Below are 18,121 nucleotides of genomic sequence, written 5' to 3' on the forward strand. Positions count from 1 at the left end.
CTCAGAGCAGGCGCAGCTCCTGTGCACGGGTGACGGCCCGGGTCCGGTCGGCCACCTCGAGCTTCTCGAAGACGTGCAGCAGGTGCGTCTTCACCGTCGACTCCGAGATGAAGAGTGCCGCCGCGATCGCCCGGTTGCTGTTGCCGGCGGCGACGAGCGCGAGGACCTCGAGCTCGCGAGCGCTGAGCTGGGGGCGGGTTGGTGTCCCGCCCTGCATGCGGCCCACGAGTGTCGCCGCGATCGTCGGCGCGAGCACCGTCTGACCGGCGACCACCGAACGGATGCCGGCCAGGATCTCCTGCTCGGGCGCCGCCTTCAACAGGTAGCCGCCGGCTCCGGCCTCGATCGCGCCGAGGATGTCGTCGTCGGTCTCGTAGGTCGTCAGCACGAGCACCCGGACGCCTGGCACGCGCTGCACGATGCGCGCCGTCGCCTCCGCACCGCCGAGGACCGGCATGCGCAGGTCCATGAGCACGAGGTCCGGCCGGTGCTCCTCGGCAGCCGCGACCGCCGCAGCACCATCCGCCACCTCGGCGACGACCTCGAGGTCGTCCGCGCGCCCGAGCAGCGCGACGATGCCCGACCGCACGATGGGGTGGTCGTCCGCGACGACGATCCTGATCCGTGTCATCGTCCCTCCTCCACGGTTCCTGAGCCTGTCGAGGGGCTGCCGGCCGACACGCCGTCCGTGGTCCCTGAGCTTGTCGAAGGGCCCGCTTCGATCGTCACCGGCACTCGCACCCGCACGGTCGTCCCCGCTCCGGCGGCACTCGTGAGTTCCACCGTCCCGCCGAGCAGCGTCACCCGGTCGTGCATGCCGTGCAGCCCGAAGCCCGCGCCCGGACTGGTCCCGAGCAGCGCGCCGTCCGGGTCCGCGATCCCGACCCCGTCGTCGGAGATCCGCAGTTCGGCCCAGCCGCCGTCGACGGTGAGCGCCAGCTCGACGCGGTCGGCGGCGGCGTGTTTCCGGATGTTCGCGAGACCCTCCTGGGCACTCCGGAGCAGCACGACCTCGGGCGCCCGCTGGAATCGTTCGGACGGAGCGTCGATGTCGACGGCCACACCTGTCTCGCGGGCGAACCGCTCGCCCAAGCGGCGGAGGCTGTCACCGAGCGTCGTGTCGGCGGCCGGCATCGCCGCCGTCGTTGCCACGAGGGATCTCGCCTCGCGGAGGGCGTCGCGTGCCGTGCTCTCGATGAGGTCGATGCTGTCGAGGGCGGCGATCGGTCGACCGTCCAGCGGGGAGGCGTCCGGCGTGCCCGCGACGGTCTCGCCGACCTCGGAACGGGCGCGTTGCGCGAGCAGCACCACACTCGTGAGGCTCTGCGCGATGGTGTCGTGGATGTCTCGCGCCATGCGTTCGCGTTCGGCGGCAGCCCCGGCCTCCCGGCTCGCTCGCTCCGATTCGGCCTGAGCGGTCTGCAGACTCACGAGGAGTCGTGCCTTCTCGTCGCCGAGCTCGGCGATCCGGGTGATCCAGAGACCGAGGGACAGCGCGAAGACGAGCGAGACGCTCTGGATCGCGAGCCCCTGCAGGATCACGTCGGGGGTGGCGCCTTGTCCGACGATGAAGCCGACGGCGAGGGTCGCGGCGCTCGCGATGTTGAGGACGATCGCGTTCCGCGTCTTCGGCGTCAACACCCACAGCAGCGGGAACACGAGGCACTGGAGGGTCAGGACGTTCGGCGAGAACGCCGTCCCGACTGCAGTGAGGGCGATGAGGGTGATCGCGAACCAGAGCCCGCCCTGCGGACGCTCGACGGTGCGGCGCCCGGCCGTGTAGTAGACGAGGCAGAGCACCGCCAGCACGATCCAGACGCCGACGACCCGCTCCGGTGCCCCGGCCGCGCTGACGCTCACGAGCGCGCCCACGATCACGCACCCCGCGCCGAACGCGACATCCCACCACCGTCGTCCGTCCATGTCCCAACCCTCCCATCCCTGCTCGCGAACTGTCACTTCCTGCCAGTTCCGGTGGCGTACACCCACCGGAACTGACAGTTCGCGGGCTAGGAGCGGCGGACCCAGCGGAAGGTGAGGCGGGTGAGGACGAGGCCGACGACCGCCCAGACGACGAGGACGAGCGCGACCATCGGGAGGTCCCAGCCCCCGGACGGCTCCTGCGAGGCGAACCCCTCCGGCAGGAAGACGGAACGCATGCCCTGCGCGATCCACTTGAGCGGGAAGACGCTCGCGACGCTCTGCAGCCATTCGGGGAGCATCGTGAACGAGAGGTAGACGCCGGAGATGAACTGCAGCACGAGCACGATCGGGATGATGACGGCCGTCGCGCTCTTGCCCGTGCGGGGGAGCGCCGACAGGGCGATGCCGAGCACCGCCGACGTGGCGATGCCGAGCAGGTAGATCCAGGCGAAGGTGAGCCACCGCTCGGGCTCGGTCGGCAGGGTGACGTCGAACAGGAACCGCGCGACGAGGAGCAGCAGTGCGATCTGGAGCACCGAGGTGACGAGGACCTGCCCCATCTTCCCGAGGAAGTAGGAGATCACCGGGAGCGGGCTGCCGCCGAGGCGCTTGAGCGTGCCGTCGCTCTTCTCCGTCGCGATGTCGGTCGCGAGGTTCTGGACGCCCGAGAGGAGGATGCCCGCGGCGATCATGCCGGGGAGGTAGAAGGCGGCCTGGCTGACCCCGCCGGTGCCGTCGGGTGCCTCGCCCACGTTCCCCATCGCGCTGAACGCGGTCGAGAAGATCGCGAGCATCACGACGGGGAAGAGGAAGGTGAAGAACACCTGGTCGCCGGAGCGGAAGTAGATGCGGGTCTCGTAGCCGATCCGGCTCGCTCCGAGTCGGAGGGTGCGTCCGCGGGGGAGTGCCGGGACGAGCGTGTTGGTGGTGCGGTCGATGGTGGTCATGCGCCGACTCCTGTCGTGGTGACCTGCGTGGCCGGTGACGGTGCTTCGGATGGGGTGGCTGGCGCCGCAGCGGCGTCGGCCGCGTGGACGAGCCCGAGGTAGATGTCCTCGAGGCTCGGACGGATGACCTCCAGGTCGCGCGGCTCTCCGCCCAGTGTCGCCGTGAGATCGGCGACCCGTGCAGCCGGTGCCTCGGTCCGTCCCTCGTGGAGGCCGTGCTCGTCGCGCCAGCGCACCACGGGGATCCGGGCCTCGGCGCCGCCGATCTCGTCGACCGCGCCGATCTCCACGAGTCGACCCGCCGTGATGACGGCGACGCGGTCGGCGAGCTGGGCGGCTTCGTCGAGGTAGTGGGTGGTGAGGAGGATGGTCGTGCCGTCGCGTTTGAGCGAGCGGATGAGTTCCCAGAACTGCCGACGCGCCTCGGGGTCGAACCCGGTCGTCGGCTCGTCGAGGAAGAGGAGGGCCGGGCGGCCGACCACCCCGAGCGCGACGTCCACCCGACGACGCTGGCCGCCCGAGAGCTTGCCGATGCGCGTGCCCGCCTTGCTCGTAAGCCCGACCGCCTCGATGACCTCGTCCACATCCCGCGGGTCCGCGTAGTACCGGGCGAACTGTGTGAGCTGCTCCCGGACCGTGACGTTGGCGGCCTCGGCACTCGACTGGAGGACGATGCCGAGGCGGGCCTTCCAGTCGAGACCGCCCTTCGCCGGGTCGACACCGAGGACGCTCGCCTCGCCGCCCGTCCGGTGCCGGTAGCCCTCGAGGATCTCGATCGTGGTGCTCTTCCCGGCACCGTTTGGGCCGAGCAGGGCGAAGGTCTCACCCGGGTGGATGTCGAAGGAGACCCCGTCGACGGCGGTGAAATCGCCGTACTGCTTGCGCAGCCCGCGGACCTCGATGATCGGTCGTGTGCTCATGGTGTCCATGCTCGTCCGCTGCGACGCGCACCGGTAGCGGTGGAGGGGCTGATCCTCGCATCCACCGATCGGTTGATGCGCGAGCGGCCTGGCGCCCCGTCGCTCCGGCTCGGTCTGCCGACACGCACGAACGCCCACCCGCCCGACGAGGGCGGATGGGCGCTGGTGTGACGCTGCGGTGGCCTAGCCGAGTGCCGCGGTGGAGACGACGACGACGAGGTCCTCGACGTTCTCGAACCCGGCGGTCTCCTGGGTGAGCTGGGTGAACGGGATGCCGATGATCGTCAGCCCGTCGAGCGATCCGGTGAACGTACCGGCGGCTTCGGTCACGCTCGCGCCACCGGCCGTCGCGTTCGCGGCTGCTGCGGTGAGGGAGGCAGCGCCGCCGGAGAGGACGGCGTAGCTGCCCGAGGCGGCACCCGCTTCGTAGCTGAGGATGCACACCGTCGGCAGGTCGCCGAGGACGGCGGCCGGAGCGAAGGTGGCCTTCGCCGCGGCGACAGCGGCTGCCGGGACCGCGACGCCGCTGGCTGCGCTGAGCGTGTTGACCTGCTCTTCGGTGCACTTCGTCGCGCCCGATGCCGGCTCTTCCTGGGCAGCGTCCTCCGTGGCCTCGGGCGCGGTCGTGGCGCTCGTCGAGGGTTCGGAGTCGGCCGGTGCGTCGCCGCTACTGCAGGCGGCGAGCCCGAAGAGCCCGATGACGGCGACGGCGGCCACCGCGGAGACGCGGAGACGGTGGTGAGCGGAGCGAAGTGACATGGTGGTTCCCCCTGGAATCGTGAGCGTTGACGGATGCTCAGGTCCAGGATGGGGGACCGAGGCGGCAGCCTCAATGGGGACAACTCCCCAGTTGTCGGTCAGGCCCCGGTGCGCATCCACGTCGTCGTGCGGGCGCGGAGCCCGAGGGTGGTCGCGCGCGCGCCGAGATAGCCGACGAAGAAGGTGAGTGCCAACCAGGTGAGTCCGGTCTGCCCGCCGGGTGCCCAGGCGAGGACCGCGAGCGCGAACGGCAGGAAGACGAGCGTGTTGAGCAGCCCGGTGATCGCGAGGTACTTCGCGTCGCCGGCGCCGATGAGGACGCCGTCGAGGACGAAGACGACGCCGCCGAGCGGAGTGGTGACGGCGAGCACGATGATCGCGGGCACGATGAGCGCCGCGAGGTCGGGGTCGCTCGTGAAGAGCAGGCCGATGACCGGGCTTGCGAGCGCGATGACCAGGCCGAGGACGATCCCGGAGCCGACGCCCCACTGCAGGCATCGGACGAGGACGGCGCGCACCCCTGCGACGTCGCCGGCCCCGAGCCCCTTGCCGACGAGGGCCTGCGCGGCGATCGCGAGGGCGTCGAGCGCGAAGGCGAGGGTGGCGAAGAGGGTCATGACGAGCTGGAACCCGGCGAGTTCGTCGGTGCCGAGGTCGGTCGCGACGAACACGGCGATGAGCATCGCGGCACGGAGGCTGACGGTGCGGAGGAACAGCCACCCGCCGGAACGGGCCGCGCCACCGAGGCCGGCGCGGTGCGGGCGGAGGCTCGCTCCCGTCCGACGCACGTGGCGCAGGACGACGACGAGGTAGGCCACGACCATGCCCCACTGCGCGATGACGGTGCCGATGGCGGATCCCGCGATGCCGAGTCCGAGGCCGTAGATGAAGAGGAAGTTGAGGCCGATGTTCGCGGCGAACCCGGCGCCGGCGACCACGAGGGGTGTTGTCGTGTCCTGCAGCCCGCGGAGGAGCCCGGTCGCACCGAAGACGAGCAGCATGGCGGGGATGCCGAGCATCGAGATGCCGAGGTAGGTGTCGGCCTGCTGGGCGACGGCGTCCGTCGCACCGAACAGCCCGACGAGCGTGGGGGAGAGGAACCAGCCGGCCGCACCGATGATGACACCGAGCCCGAGTGACAGCCAGAGGCCGTCCACACCGAGCGACACCGCGCCGCGTTCGTCGCCGTGTCCGAGGCGTCGGGCGACCGCGGGTGTCGTCGCGTAGGCGAGGAACACCATGAGGCCGATGACCGTCTGCAGGACGGCGCTCGCGACCCCGAGGCCGGCGAGCGGCACGACGCCGAGGTGGCCGATCATCGCGGAGTCGGCGAGCAGGAACAGCGGCTCCGCCATCAGCGCCCCGAGCGCGGGGACCGCGAGCCGGAGGATGTCGCGGTCGACAGGCTGCAGCCGTCGCCTGTCCTGTCCCGTGGTCACCCGCCGAGCCTAGCCGCGGGTGGTGACACGCCGCGTCGCCGTCCGAGGCGGGACGAGCCGAAGGCCTACCGCACGAGTAGCGATCCGCTCAGGCCGGGGAGGTCGCGCAGGCGGATGCCCGTGAGGAAGCCGGCCGCGGCGGCGTAGGCGACCCGCGGTTGGTCGGCGTCCTCGCGGCAGGCGAGGAACAGCGGTACGGCGGTGGCACCCAGGCGCTCGGCGACGTCGGCGATCTCGGCGAAGCCGACGAGGGGGTCGACCCGGTGGGCGATGCCGGCCATCGTGCGCACGGCGACGCCGTCGGGCTCGGTGCCGTCCTGTGCCAGTCCGGAAGCAGCGAACGAGACCAGGGACGCGCCCTCGGACGCGAATCGTCGGCATGCGTCGGTCAGAGCCAGCTCGACGGCTCGGCTGGCGTGTTCACGTGACGCTGCACCCGCACCCGCACCCGTCGTTGTTCCGGCGTCGTCCTTCGGCAGTGCGCGCCGGACCGCATCGAGCACCCACCCGTGCACGGTGCCGCCGGCCCCCGGGATCGGCAACCAGGACACCGCCGCGAGCACGGCGCCCGCGGCGTCCGTCACGACGGAGACCCGGACCGCGGCGGTCGGCTGCCGGTCGTCGTCATCGGGGGCGTCGATGCTCGAACCCACGGTGAGACCGAGCTCGGGCACGTGCCGGTCGGACACCCACACCGACGACAGCGCGCGGATCTGGCTGCGGAGCTCCCACGGCAGTTCGCGAGCGGCCAGGAGGATCGAGGCCGTCGGATCCGCGCGGGTGGCTCCCGTCGCATCGTCCGGACCAGCGGGTCCTGATGCATCCGCCCCGCGGAGGTCGAGCACGAGGTCTCGACCGAGCGGCGACACCCGCCACCCCTCGGGCACGATGCGCGCGTCGCGGGTGGCGAAGACCGCCGGTGTGAGCCCCTCCTGCTCGGCCGCCGTCGCGAACGACGACACCGCTGCTGCTGCACCGCCGGGGTCGCCGATCGGCTCGCCGAGGGCCAGCGCGACGCCGGCGTGCTGCTGGTAGGCGACCGCGTGTCCACCGTCGGCCGTGACGAACACCCGGTTCTCCGGTCGGAGCGCCGAGGCAGCCAACGGTCCGCCGCCGTGTTCGTGCAGCAGCTGCGCCGCCCTGGCGCGTGCTCGCCGCGCACCCGGACCGATCGCCCCGGGCAGGCGTCGCCTGGTCTGGTTCGCCGCGACCCGGAACGCGTGGCGCGACAGCACGAGGACCACCGCCTGTCCCACCCACAGGACGCTCGCGGAGATCCAGATGGTCGACGCCACGAGCGGCACTTGGGCCAGCCAGGCGAGGGCGATGAGGGCGAGCGTGACCAGCAGGTTGCCGACGGTGAGCGCCATCGCCGCCCACCAGGCCCAGCGGTGTCCACGGCGGAGCCAGTTCGCGATCACCAGGATCGCGATGGTGTCGACCCCGACGTCCAGGATGGAGCCCTGGGTCAGGGTGGTCGAACCGAGCGGCCCGTCGAGCGGCACGAGGGTGACGAGCAGCTGCACCGCGCCGATCACGAGCAGTCCGGAGACGGCGAAGAGTCGCCAGTCGCGCATGGTCGGTCGTGGGGTCGACCGGTGCTCGCCGAGGAGGATGCGGGCCGCGATCACGAAGACGACGGTCGTGATGAAGTGCTCGAGGTCGTCGATCTTCCCGACGTAGAGGAGCGCGATCGACACCCACGACAGGAGCAGCAGCCGCCAGCGCAGCCGGTAGGGGGAACGCATGAACGCGGTCGCGGTCGCGACGCAGGCGAGGATGCCGCAGCTCGGACCGACGGCGAGCGTCGTCACGAGGGACTGCGCCCACGGCCAGTCGAGCCGAGCCAGCGCCAAGGCCGCACCGAGGGCCCCGAGGATACCGACGAGATGGCCGGTCACGAAGATCGCCGACGCCCGCAGCGTGCCGAATCGGACCTCGACCCACCCGCCGAACACGGCCGCGCCGACGATCGCGACGAGGTAGGCGAGCGGGTCGGCGGTGATGAACATGCCCGTCAAGACCGTCCACCAGCGCCCGGCTTCGAGGCTCGGCACCCCGTAGGCGAACGCCGGGTACCAGGCGGCCTGGTCGATCGGGCGCCACAGGCCGCCGGTCACGACGCCGAGTGCGACGAAGACGGTGACGAAGGCGGTGGTCGCGGGGGTCGTCCGCAGGGCCCAGCGCAGCGGCGTCAGGACGACGGAGATCGCGGCGCGCAGATCGGTGCGGACGGGGGCCGAGCTGGCGGTCCGGGTGGTCGGCGTGTCCATTCGGGCGTCGGCGTCGGTCGTGGCAGAGGCCGACCCGGATGGCGACAGCAGTTCGTCGAGTTCCGCCTCGGTCATCGACACGGGCGCGCGATCGGCGGCCGGCTGGGCAGCTCGACGACGGAGCCGGAACACGACGACCACCGCGATCACGACGGCCGCGGCGCCGGCCAACGCGAGCGCCGCCCAGGAGAAGCGGTGCAGGAACTCGGTCGCGGCACTCCCCAGCACGGTGACGACCGTCACCACGAGCGAGGCCCAGGCGATGCCACCCGCCGCGTTGGCGACGAGGAAGTGCGGGTACGTCATGCGGAACATGCCCGCGAGCGGTCCGGAGAAGATGCGGAGGACGGCGATGAACCGTCCGACGAACACCGCCCACGGCCCCCACCGCCGCATGAGGTGCACCGCGGCGCCCAGCCGCTTCGGCCCCACGTGCTTCGGGAACCTGCGGTTCAGCACCGACAGGAGCCGCCGGCCGTATCGCTTGCCGATCCAGTACCCGATCGAGTCGCCGAGGATCGCACCACCGGCGGCCGCGGCGGCGACGAACACCGGGCTCAGGCCGCTCGACGCGGCGAGGAGGGTCGCCCCGATGAGCACGGTCTCTCCCGGCAACGGCACGCCGAGGCTTTCGACCGCGACGACCAGGAAGACGACGAGGAGCAGGACGCCGGGCGGGAAGTCGGCCAACCAGTCCACGCGGGCTCCTTCCGGCCGGGTGGGTCAACGGTAGTCCCTCGTTCCCCGAAGCGCTCGCGACGCTCCTCCACAGGACTCGGTCCAGAGCTGCACGCCCGCTCTGAGAGAACACCCGAGCCGTGGTCAGGTGCCGTCGCTAGGCTGATCCGCATGACTGACGCGCAGCTCGCCTCCGGCATCGACCGCTCCGAACTCGACCCGGCCGTGCGGCCGCAGGACGACCTCTTCCGCCACGTGAACGGCAAGTGGATGGACCGCACCGAGATCCCCGACGACAAAGCTCGCTGGGGTTCCTTCCACCAGCTGGCGGAAGACGCCGAGAACGCCGTCCGCGACATCATCGAAGAGTCGCAGACGAACCCCGACGGCGAGGAGGGCGTGAAGATCGGCGCCCTGTACGCCAGCTTCATGGACGTCGACCGGGCCAACGCCCTCGGAGCGACCCCGCTCGCCGACCAGCTCGCCCGCGTCGCAGCGGTCGACTCCATCGAGTCCTTCCTCCGCCTGTCCGGCGAGTTCGAGGCCGAGGGGGTCGGCGGCTTCCTGCAGCTCTTCGTCGACAACGACCCGGGCAACCCCGAGCGCTACCTCGTCTTCGCCGAACAGGGCGGTATCACGCTGCCCGACGAGTCCTACTTCCGTGAAGACACCTTCGCCGAGATCCGCGACGCCTACCGCGCACACCTCCAGACGATGTTCGAGCTCGCCGGCATCGACGACGCTGCCGCACGCGCCGACCGCGTATTCGCCCTCGAGACGGCGATCGCGTCCAAGCACTGGGACAACGTCGCCACCCGCGACAGCGAGAAGACGTACAACCTGTACTCGTGGGACGAAGCGGCGGCGCTCGCCGCGGGCGCCGACCTCGACGGCCCGAACCTCGCCGTGTGGCGCGATGCGATCGGCGCGGCCGACGCGGTGTTCGCCGAGATCGTCGTGCGCGAGCCGAGCTTCCTCGAGGGCCTCGGGGAGCTCCTCGTCGACGAGCAGCTCGAGTCCTGGAAGGACTGGCTGGCCTGGAAGGTCGTCCACGGTGCCGCACCGTACCTCTCCGAGGAGTTCGGTCGCGCCAACTTCGACTTCTACGGCAAGACACTCACCGGTACGCCGCAGCAGCGCGAGCGCTGGAAGCGCGGCGTCTCGCTCGTCGAGGGCATGCTCGGCGAAGCCGTCGGCCGCATCTACGTCGACCGGCACTTCGGCGCGACGTCGAAGGACGAGATGGACGTCCTCGTCGGCTTCCTCGTCGAGGCGTACCGCGACAGCATCGAGAACCTCGAGTGGATGAGCCCCGAGACCCGCACGCGCGCGCTGGAGAAGCTCGACAAGTTCACGCCGAAGATCGGTTTCCCCGTGAAGTGGCGCGACTACTCGGCGCTGGAGCTCGAGGCCGACGACCTGCTCGGCAACGTCCGTCGTGCCAGCCGGTTCGAGATGGACCGAGAACTGGGCAAGATCGGCAAGCCGCTCGACCGCGACGAGTGGTTCATGACGCCGCAGACGATCAACGCCTACTACAACCCCGGCTTCAACGAGATCGTGTTCCCCGCCGCCATCCTCCAGTACCCGTTCTTCGACGCCGGTCGCGACGCCGCCGCGAACTACGGGGCGATCGGCGCGGTCATCGGTCACGAGATCGGGCACGGCTTCGACGACCAGGGGTCGAAGTTCGACGGCGACGGCCGACTCACCGACTGGTGGACCGAGGCCGACCGCGCGGCGTTCGAGGAGCGCACCGCGTCGCTCATCGAGCAGTACAACGCGCTGGCTCCCGCCCAGGTGCCCGACCACCACGTGAACGGCGCCCTGACGATCGGCGAGAACATCGGCGACCTCGGCGGGCTCGGCATCGCCTGGAAGGCGTACCTGCTGTCGCTCGAGGGCGCGGAGCCGCCGGTCATCGACGGCCTCACCGGCGCGGAGCGGTTCTTCCTCTCCTGGGCGCAGGCCTGGCAGCAGAAGGGACGCGACGCGGAGGTCATCCGACTGCTGTCGATCGACCCGCACTCGCCGAACGAGTTCCGCTGCAATCAGATCGTCCGGAACATCGACGCCTTCTACGAGGCGTTCGGCGTCACCGAGTCCGACGCAGCATGGCTCGCCCCCGAGGAGCGCGTCACCATCTGGTAGCCGACCTGCCGGTCCCTGTCCCCTCACCACCCGGTCCCTGAGCTTGTCGAAGGGCAGGGCTTGTCGAAGGGCAGGAACCGCTTGTCGAAGGGTCGGCTCCGCCTGTCGCCCCCTGCCGATGACCCCAGTAGTGGGACATGCGGAAGGCCGGTGGACGCTGCGAGAATCACTCTGGAGTCGACGAATCGTCATCCCGATGCACTCGAGAAGCTCATGGCGCGAGACCCGAACAGCGCCTGGGTGGACCTGGTCCGATCCGTCCGGTTCACAGCAGCGTCGCCGTCGATATCGCCACAGCCCCAGCCGTCCCCCGGCCTGGGCGAGGCGGTACCGGCGGCGACGTGCTCCACTCCCCGCGAACCCGTAGAATCGCAGGCGTGTCTAAAGTCTTGAGCAGCCTCCCCGTCGGCGAGCGCGTCGGCATCGCCTTCTCCGGAGGTCTCGACACCTCCGTCGCCGTCGCCTGGATGCGCGAGAAGGGTGCCATCCCGTGCACCTACACCGCCGACATCGGCCAGGCAGACGAACCGAACATCGGCGCCGTCCCCGACCGCGCCAAGGAGTACGGCGCCGAGATCGCGCGCCTCGTCGACGCGAAGTCGGCGCTCGTCGAGGAGGGCCTCGTCGCCCTCCAGTGCGGTGCGTTCCACATCCGCAACGCCGGCAAGACCTACTTCAACACGACGCCGCTCGGCCGCGCCGTGACGGGCACCATGCTCGTCCGCGCGATGAAGGAGGACGGCGTCGACATCTGGGGCGACGGTTCCACCTACAAGGGCAACGACATCGAGCGGTTCTACCGCTACGGTCTGCTCGCCAACCCGCGCCTGCGCATCTACAAGCCGTGGCTCGACGTCGACTTCGTCAACGAGCTCGGTGGCCGTAAGGAGATGAGCGAGTGGCTCGTCGCCCGCGACTTCCCGTACCGCGACTCCACCGAGAAGGCGTACAGCACCGACGCCAACATCTGGGGCGCCACCCACGAGGCCAAGCGCCTCGAGGAGCTCAGCTCCGGCATGGAACTCGTCGAGCCGATCATGGGCGTGCCGTTCTGGCGTGAAGACGTCGCGATCGCCTCCGAGGTCGTCACCGTCACCTTCGAGGCCGGTCGCCCGGTCGCGCTCAACGGCGTCGAGTACGCTGACGCGGTCGCGCTGGTCCTCGAGGCCAACGCCATCGGTGGTCGGCACGGCCTCGGCATGAGCGACCAGATCGAGAACCGCATCATCGAGGCGAAGAGCCGCGGCATCTACGAGGCCCCCGGTATGGCGCTCCTCCACATCGCGTACGAGCGTCTGCTCAACGCGATCCACAACGAGGACACGGTCGCCAACTACCACAACGAGGGTCGCCGACTCGGCCGCCTCATGTACGAGGGCCGCTGGCTCGACCCGCAGTCGCTCATGCTGCGCGAGTCCATCCAGCGCTGGGTCGGCTCCGCCGTCTCCGGCGAGGTCTCGATCCGTCTGCGCCGCGGCGACGACTACACGATCCTCGACACCTCGGGCCCGGGCCTCAGCTACCACCCCGACAAGCTCTCGATGGAGCGCGTCGGTGACGCAGCGTTCGGTCCCGACGACCGCATCGGTCAGCTCACCATGCGCAACCTCGACATCGCGGACTCGCGCTCGCGGCTCGAGCAGTACGCAGCGGCCGGCATCGTCGGCGGCGCGACCGCCGACCTCGTCGGCAAGCTCGAGCAGGGTGAGGCGCAGGAGATCCTCGGTGGCGAACTCCTCGACCCGACCGCCGACGCCCTCGAGCGCGCGACCGACCTCGCTTCCGAGGGCGCCGCGTTCGACTCCGGCACCGACTAGTCGCACCACGTAACGCCGANTTCCGTTCTCAGGAGTCCTGCGGTGCGTCGGGCTGGAGTGCTTGCGACACACCGGACGACTCCTGAGTTGGGGACGGCGCGGGTTCAGAACTCAGGACCGGTGCGGCGTGTCCCGCCGGACACGCCGGGTGGCCGATGTGACCCGCCGGGGCCGTCCTGAGTTGTGAACCGGCCAGGGCTACGCGGGGACGGGTGACTCCGCGTGTCGACCGGGTGTTGTTGTGTCCCTAACTCAGGACTGTTGCGGCGTGTCGGGTGCGACACGCCGGCCGGGCGGCGCGACGCGCCGGGACACTCCTGAGTTAGGGACGGCGACGGAGGACGAGGACGCTGTCGTCGAGCTCGGCGGGCTCGCCGTCGGGCCCGATCGCGGCGCGCGCGACGAGGCCTGCGGTGACGACCTCCCACTCGGTCTCCTCCAGCTTCAGCGAGGCCTGGACCTCGTCGGGCGTCGGGAAGTGTGCGTGCGCGATGTGCTGGGTCGCCCAGGGCGGCGGACCGGCGTGGCCGACGACGAGGAGGGCGCCACCGGGGGCGACCGCCGATGCGGCACGGCGCAGCACCGCCTCGCGCGGGAACTCGACGGGGGAGTGCAGGAAGGTCGCGGTCACGAGATCGAACGACGCCGACGGCTCCCACTCGACGAGGTCGGCCTGCACCCAGGTGATGCGATCGGCGACCCCTGCCTCGCTCGCGGTGGAGGCTCCGAGGGCGAGTGCGCTCGGGGAGATGTCGACGGCGGTCACGGACCAGCCCTGCCGGGCGAGCCACACGGCGTCGGCGCCCTCCCCGCTGCCGAGCTCGAGCGCGGTGCCCGGTGGCAACCCGCGCACCTCACGCTCGAGGGCGGCGTTCGGATTGCCGCTCCACACCTGGCCGCGGCTGCTGTAGCGGTGCTCCCAGAAGGCGGCGGGATCGGTGATGGCGGACTCGTGCTCGGAGGTCATGACATCAGCCTGCCGCGATCTCGACGACGAGCGGACGGTTCTTGCCGAAACGGCAATGGGAGGCCGTCACCGCGCGGCCGTCGATACGCTCACGGACCGCCCTTCGACAGGCTCAGGGCCCGGCCCCTGCCACAAGCCCGGGGCGGGGTTACGGGTGGGGAGATTCGGTCACTGAGCCTGTCGAAGTGCTGGCGGGTCCGGTGGTTCGGTCCTCACCCTTCGACAGGCTCAGGGGCCGGCCGACCGCAGGTCAGGCGCGGAAGTTGAGCGCCAGGTCGATGAGGAGGCGCGTGCCGTACCCGGTCGCACCCTTCGACCGCCACGACTCGTCCGACTCCACGAGCATGGTGCCCGCGATGTCGAGGTGCGCCCACGGGATGTCGCCGACGAACTCCGCGAGGAACAGGGCGGCGAGCGTCGAACCGGCGAACCGGCCGCCGATGTTGGCGAGGTCCGCGACGTCCGAGTCGAGCTGCTTGCGGTAGCTGCGTTCGAGCGGCAACTGCCACAGCTGCTCGTCGGTGGCCTTCGACGACGCGAGCGTCTGGTCGACGATGCCCTGGTCGGTCCCGTGCACCGCCGCCGTCTTCGTACCGAGCGCCATGATCGCGGCACCGGTCAGGGTCGCGATGTCGACGATCGCGTCGGGCTCCTCCTCGACGGCGAGGCTCAGGCCGTCGGCGAGGACGAGGCGACCCTCGGCGTCGGTGTTCTTGATCTCCACGGTGGTGCCGTTGCGGAACGTCAGCACGTCGCCGAGCATCGTGGCCGAGCCCGAGGGCATGTTGTCCGTGCACATGAGGAACGCCGTGACGCTGCTCGTGCAGTGCAACTCCTCCAGCGCTGTCATGGCGGACAGGATCGCTCCGGCGCCCGCCATGTCCATCTTCATCGCCGCGTGGGACGGGTCGGACGGCTTGAGCGAGATGCCGCCCGAGTCGTACATGATTCCCTTGCCGACGAGCGCGAGGTGTCCTGCGGCCTCGATCGGCGAGCCGTCGTCGTCCTTCGGCGTGTACCGGAGCTTGATCATGCGCGGTGCCTCGACGCTGCCGGCGTTGACCCCGAGCAGGCCGCCGAGACCGAGCTCGATGAGCGCGTCCTTGTCGAAGACCTCGACGTCGAGCCCGTTGGCGGCACCGAGCGTCTCGGCCACCTCGGCGAGGTCGGTCGCCGTGAGGTGTCCGGGAGGCGTGTTCGCGAGGTCGCGGGCGAGGTTCGCCGCGCGGGCGAGGACCTCGCCACGGTGTGCGCCGGTCGCGGTCTCGGGCAGGTCTTCGGCACCGGCGACGAGGTGGAGCGCGACGAGCGGGGTGCGCTTCGTCTCCCGCTTCAACTCGGTGTAGCGGTACCGGGCGAGGAGCGCGCCCTCGACGACGAGCTGGCCGGCGGAGGCCGGGTCGAGGTCGAACGAGCGCGCCACGTCGAGGCCGATGCTCGCGAACGAGGATGCCGCACGGGCGAAGGCGGCGGCCACGTCGCGGAGGGCTGCGGGGGTGCGCTTCTCGGGTGCACCGACGCCGACCGCGATGTACGTCGGGGCGTCCTGGCTGGGGATGACGAGCGTCTGGCCGACCTCACCGGTGAAGCCGGCGCGGGTCAGTGCCGCGCGGTCGAGTCCGAGCGCGGCGGGGATGTCGTCGGCGGCGCCGTCGGCTGCGGGGGCGACGGCCAGGCCGATCGCTTCGACGCCCTCGGGGAGTTCGATCGCGATGCTCAGCTCGACCGCCTCGGCGTCGAGTGAGGGGGTGCGGGAGAAGGTCGGCGGGATCAGCTTGGTGGGGCGGGATGGCATGCAGCGTCCTTCGTCTCGGAGTCGGGCTGGATCCATCGTATGGGCCTCACCTGGCCGCTGACGCGAGGGGTCTGGCAGGATGCCGGGATGGGTGCATGGGGAACGGCGATCTTCTCGAACGACACGGCGTCGGACATCCGCACCGAGTACCGCGAGTACGTGCAGGACCGGGTGCCGGACGACGAGGCGACGCGACGGATCATCGCGTCCTTCGCCCACCTGGTGGAGCGCGAGGACGGCGAGCTGTGGATCCCGCTCGCGGCCGCGCAGAGCGAGGTCGGCCGACTCGATCCCGACGTGTGGACGCGGGCGCTCGCGGCGATCGATCGCGGTGCCGACCTCGAGCTGTGGGCTGAATCAGGCCCGGGGGAGGTCGCCAGGCGGGCCGCGGCCCTCGACCGCCTCCGCGAGAAGCTCCTCGGCCCGCAGCCCGCAGCGAAGCGCCTCCGCCGATCGTGGCGCCACGTGGAGGACGACCTGACGCCGGGCGATGTCCTCGCGTTCACGGCGCCGAACGGACGGACGGCCCTGTTCCGCGTCGCCGGCATCCATCGGTCCCGATACGGCGACTCACCCGAGCTCGACGTGCTCGACTGGGTGGGCGAGCAGATCCCCGGGCCGGAGACCCTGGCGACGCTGCGAGCGAAGCGCGAGCCGGCCTCGGGCAATCTGCCGGAGCGCCCGGTGGTCTGGCAGCCGCACCGCTTCCGCAAGACGGATCCGCAGTGGCACGAGGTCGGCTTCGTCCGTGTCGCACGCCTCGAGGGGTGGCCGAATCGGCCGGGCCAGACCCCGGGCCACTCCGGCCTCTGGCGGGTGCTCAACCTGGTCGTGACCCGCGACCTCCTCGACGGCACCTGGTGAGGTGAGGCGGATCGCGTGCACCTCGCCACCGCGTGTGTGGGAAGCACACCGTTTGTGCCATGCGCGACGATTCCTTTCGGTGCACCATCTATACCCATTTTGGGTATACTCAGTGCAGTGAAGACGCATCGAGATGAAGTGGCTGGCGCAGCAGCTCTCGCGCGACGTCCTCTGAGGGTGGCGCGTCCGGCGGATCTCGCTGACGTCTATCGCAATCCCTCGAAGGAGCTGTCGCGGCTCGAGCAGTCCGGCAAGGTGGTTCGGCTTGCGTATGGGTTCTACATCGCGGTGCCCGATGACCGCATCGGCACGGACTGGAGGCCCACGCTCGAGAGTGCCGGTCTGGCGATCGCCACGGCCATGCAGGGCGATCGAGTGCCGGTCCTCATGGGCCTCGGCGCTGCTCGCTTTCATCGAGCCATCCCTCGCGCGGTCGCGGTGACCACGATCGCGATGCCGTCGAAGCGAAATCCCATCCGGTTGTCCGCTGGTGGCGAGGTCGTGTTCGTCGCGCGCGACGTGGACCGATTGGAGGCTCGCCTCGAACGGTTGGATCTCGGGAGCGGGCTCGTCACGACGGTGGAGCAGACCGCGTTCGACCTCCTCATGCGGCCTGGGCTTGGAGGCATGCCCGCAGAAGCTGCAGAGGCGGTGACCAACCTCGCCCCTCGAGTCGATGCGGGTGAACTCCAACGGATCGCGTCACGCCACGGGCGGATGAACGATGCCGTGCGAGCGCTCATCTCGAGGCGGGAGGAGGCCGAGGATGGCAGCTGAACGGACTCCGACCCCCGGCGTCCTCAGTGCAGCCGAGCGCAGGCGAATCGAGGACCAGTTCGGCGTCGAGACCGCGCAGGTGGTCCGAGACCATCTGATCTCCCATGTGCTGGCAGCGCTTTCGGAGACCGTCGCCGACGAAGTGATCTTCTTCGGGGGCACGGCTCTCGCGCGGACCCATCTCCCGTTCCTCCGGCTGAGTGAAGACATCGACCTCATCGCCGTCGGGTCGCGGGCGCAGGTCGGCCGCCGAATCGAACAAGCGGTCCGAGGCTCACTGCAGCGGACCTTCGGTGAGGTGCAGTTCCTTCCAGGATTCGACGCGACTCGCGGTTCCGAACCGGTCGTCCTCAGCGTCGATGCCAGCAGCATCCAGGTGCAGCTCCTCGACCAGGTCGGCTACCCGAAGTGGCCGACGGAACGCCTCGAACTGGTGCAGCGGTACAGTGACGCGCCGCCCGCGTGGCTCACGGTGCCGACCCGTTCGGCGTTCGTGGCGGCGAAGGTCTCCGCCTGGGCCGATCGCAGGGCGCCGCGTGATCTGTACGACCTGTGGGCGCTCCAAGCGCACGGCGCGTTCGACGTCGAGGCGGCACACCTGTTCGCAACCATCGGGCCGGGTGGGCGACCCAACGCACGGACCTTTGACACGGCACCGGACGGCGTCGAGTGGCAGCGCGCGCTGGCTCACCAGGGCCGTATCGACGTGGACCCGGAAACTGCCCTCACGACCGTCCGAGACGCTTGGTCGCGTCTGAGCTGACCGTACGGCAGCCTCGACCGGCATGTGAGGTGAGGCGGATCGTCGCTA

General features: G+C 70.6%; 14 protein-coding genes. 5 read left to right on the forward strand and 9 right to left on the reverse strand.

Features of this window, described 5'->3' with window-relative positions:
• Position 1: 1 nt before the first annotated feature.
• The 7 genes from IFU11_RS10780 to IFU11_RS10810 form a co-directional block, all read right to left on the reverse strand.
• Positions 2-631, reverse strand: coding sequence for a response regulator (locus IFU11_RS10780; protein WP_192018948.1), 630 nt, complete (start codon positions 629-631; stop codon positions 2-4).
• On the reverse strand, positions 628-1,923 hold the full coding sequence (locus IFU11_RS10785) for a sensor histidine kinase (RefSeq protein WP_192018949.1): 1,296 nt from the start codon (positions 1,921-1,923) through the stop codon (positions 628-630). The genes IFU11_RS10780 and IFU11_RS10785 overlap by 4 nt, the downstream gene beginning before the upstream one ends.
• An 86-nt stretch (positions 1,924-2,009) precedes the next feature.
• Positions 2,010-2,870 (reverse strand): ABC transporter permease, encoded by an 861-nt coding sequence (locus tag IFU11_RS10790; RefSeq protein ID WP_192018950.1) that lies wholly within the window; start codon positions 2,868-2,870, stop codon positions 2,010-2,012.
• Positions 2,867-3,790, reverse strand: a complete 924-nt coding sequence (locus tag IFU11_RS10795) for an ABC transporter ATP-binding protein (RefSeq protein WP_192018951.1) — start codon at positions 3,788-3,790, stop codon at positions 2,867-2,869. Before IFU11_RS10795 ends, IFU11_RS10790 begins: the two co-directional genes overlap by 4 nt.
• A gap of 183 nt (positions 3,791-3,973) precedes the next feature.
• Positions 3,974-4,549 (reverse strand): hypothetical protein, encoded by a 576-nt coding sequence (locus tag IFU11_RS10800; protein ID WP_085511350.1) that lies wholly within the window; start codon positions 4,547-4,549, stop codon positions 3,974-3,976.
• Positions 4,550-4,647: 98 nt separating this feature from the next.
• A complete protein-coding gene (locus tag IFU11_RS10805; RefSeq protein WP_371742762.1) occupies positions 4,648-5,988 on the reverse strand; it encodes an MATE family efflux transporter in 1,341 nt (446 codons plus the stop codon).
• A 65-nt stretch (positions 5,989-6,053) separates the two neighbouring features.
• The gene (locus IFU11_RS10810) at positions 6,054-8,960 is read right to left on the reverse strand and encodes a rhomboid family intramembrane serine protease (RefSeq protein ID WP_192018952.1); all 2,907 of its coding nucleotides are present in this window, start codon (positions 8,958-8,960) and stop codon (positions 6,054-6,056) included.
• Between the two features lie 150 nt (positions 8,961-9,110).
• On the opposite strand from IFU11_RS10810, the gene IFU11_RS10815 reads away from it, so the two are divergent.
• Together IFU11_RS10815 and argG are read left to right on the forward strand one after the other, a co-directional pair.
• Positions 9,111-11,090, forward strand: coding sequence for a M13 family metallopeptidase (locus IFU11_RS10815; protein ID WP_192018953.1), 1,980 nt, complete (start codon positions 9,111-9,113; stop codon positions 11,088-11,090).
• Positions 11,091-11,467: 377 nt separating this feature from the next.
• Positions 11,468-12,907 (forward strand): argininosuccinate synthase, encoded by a 1,440-nt coding sequence (gene argG, locus IFU11_RS10820; protein WP_079704472.1) that lies wholly within the window; start codon positions 11,468-11,470, stop codon positions 12,905-12,907.
• 322 nt (positions 12,908-13,229) lie between these two features.
• Here the strand turns inward: argG and IFU11_RS10825 are convergent, their stop codons facing one another.
• Both IFU11_RS10825 and IFU11_RS10830 read right to left on the reverse strand, forming a co-directional pair.
• Entirely contained in the window at positions 13,230-13,874 is a 645-nt protein-coding gene (locus IFU11_RS10825) for an SAM-dependent methyltransferase (RefSeq protein WP_192018954.1), read from the reverse strand.
• A gap of 250 nt (positions 13,875-14,124) precedes the next feature.
• Complete coding sequence (locus IFU11_RS10830) at positions 14,125-15,669, reverse strand: leucyl aminopeptidase (RefSeq protein ID WP_192018955.1); 1,545 nt, start codon at positions 15,667-15,669, stop codon at positions 14,125-14,127.
• 87 nt (positions 15,670-15,756) lie between these two features.
• Here IFU11_RS10830 and IFU11_RS10835 point away from each other — a divergent pair, with 87 nt between their 5' ends.
• From IFU11_RS10835 to IFU11_RS10845, 3 genes are read left to right on the forward strand one after another with little or no spacing between them, the layout of a single operon-like run.
• On the forward strand, positions 15,757-16,533 hold the full coding sequence (locus IFU11_RS10835) for a hypothetical protein (RefSeq protein WP_192018956.1): 777 nt from the start codon (positions 15,757-15,759) through the stop codon (positions 16,531-16,533).
• Between the two features lie 15 nt (positions 16,534-16,548).
• Positions 16,549-17,310, forward strand: coding sequence for a type IV toxin-antitoxin system AbiEi family antitoxin domain-containing protein (locus IFU11_RS10840; RefSeq protein ID WP_192018957.1), 762 nt, complete (start codon positions 16,549-16,551; stop codon positions 17,308-17,310).
• On the forward strand, positions 17,300-18,073 hold the full coding sequence (locus IFU11_RS10845) for a nucleotidyl transferase AbiEii/AbiGii toxin family protein (RefSeq protein ID WP_192018958.1): 774 nt from the start codon (positions 17,300-17,302) through the stop codon (positions 18,071-18,073). Before IFU11_RS10840 ends, IFU11_RS10845 begins: the two co-directional genes overlap by 11 nt.
• Positions 18,074-18,121 lie beyond the last annotated feature (48 nt).

Source organism: Plantibacter sp. CFBP 8804 (assembly GCF_014841225.1).
Lineage (GTDB): Bacteria > Actinomycetota > Actinomycetes > Actinomycetales > Microbacteriaceae > Plantibacter > Plantibacter auratus.

Excerpts from the sequence above, each read along its gene's own strand:
- IFU11_RS10780 (WP_192018948.1), bottom strand. The coding sequence starts at position 631 with ATGACACGGATCAGGATCGTCGTCGCGGACGACCACCCCATCGTGCGG.
- IFU11_RS10785 (WP_192018949.1), bottom strand. The coding sequence starts at position 1,923 with ATGGACGGACGACGGTGGTGGGATGTCGCGTTCGGCGCGGGGTGCGTG.
- IFU11_RS10790 (WP_192018950.1), bottom strand. The coding sequence starts at position 2,870 with ATGACCACCATCGACCGCACCACCAACACGCTCGTCCCGGCACTCCCC.
- IFU11_RS10795 (WP_192018951.1), bottom strand. The coding sequence starts at position 3,790 with ATGAGCACACGACCGATCATCGAGGTCCGCGGGCTGCGCAAGCAGTAC.
- IFU11_RS10800 (WP_085511350.1), bottom strand. The coding sequence starts at position 4,549 with ATGTCACTTCGCTCCGCTCACCACCGTCTCCGCGTCTCCGCGGTGGCC.
- IFU11_RS10815 (WP_192018953.1), top strand. The coding sequence starts at position 9,111 with ATGACTGACGCGCAGCTCGCCTCCGGCATCGACCGCTCCGAACTCGAC.
- IFU11_RS10825 (WP_192018954.1), bottom strand. The coding sequence starts at position 13,874 with ATGACCTCCGAGCACGAGTCCGCCATCACCGATCCCGCCGCCTTCTGG.
- IFU11_RS10830 (WP_192018955.1), bottom strand. The coding sequence starts at position 15,669 with ATGCCATCCCGCCCCACCAAGCTGATCCCGCCGACCTTCTCCCGCACC.
- IFU11_RS10835 (WP_192018956.1), top strand. The coding sequence starts at position 15,757 with ATGGGTGCATGGGGAACGGCGATCTTCTCGAACGACACGGCGTCGGAC.
- IFU11_RS10845 (WP_192018958.1), top strand. The coding sequence starts at position 17,300 with ATGGCAGCTGAACGGACTCCGACCCCCGGCGTCCTCAGTGCAGCCGAG.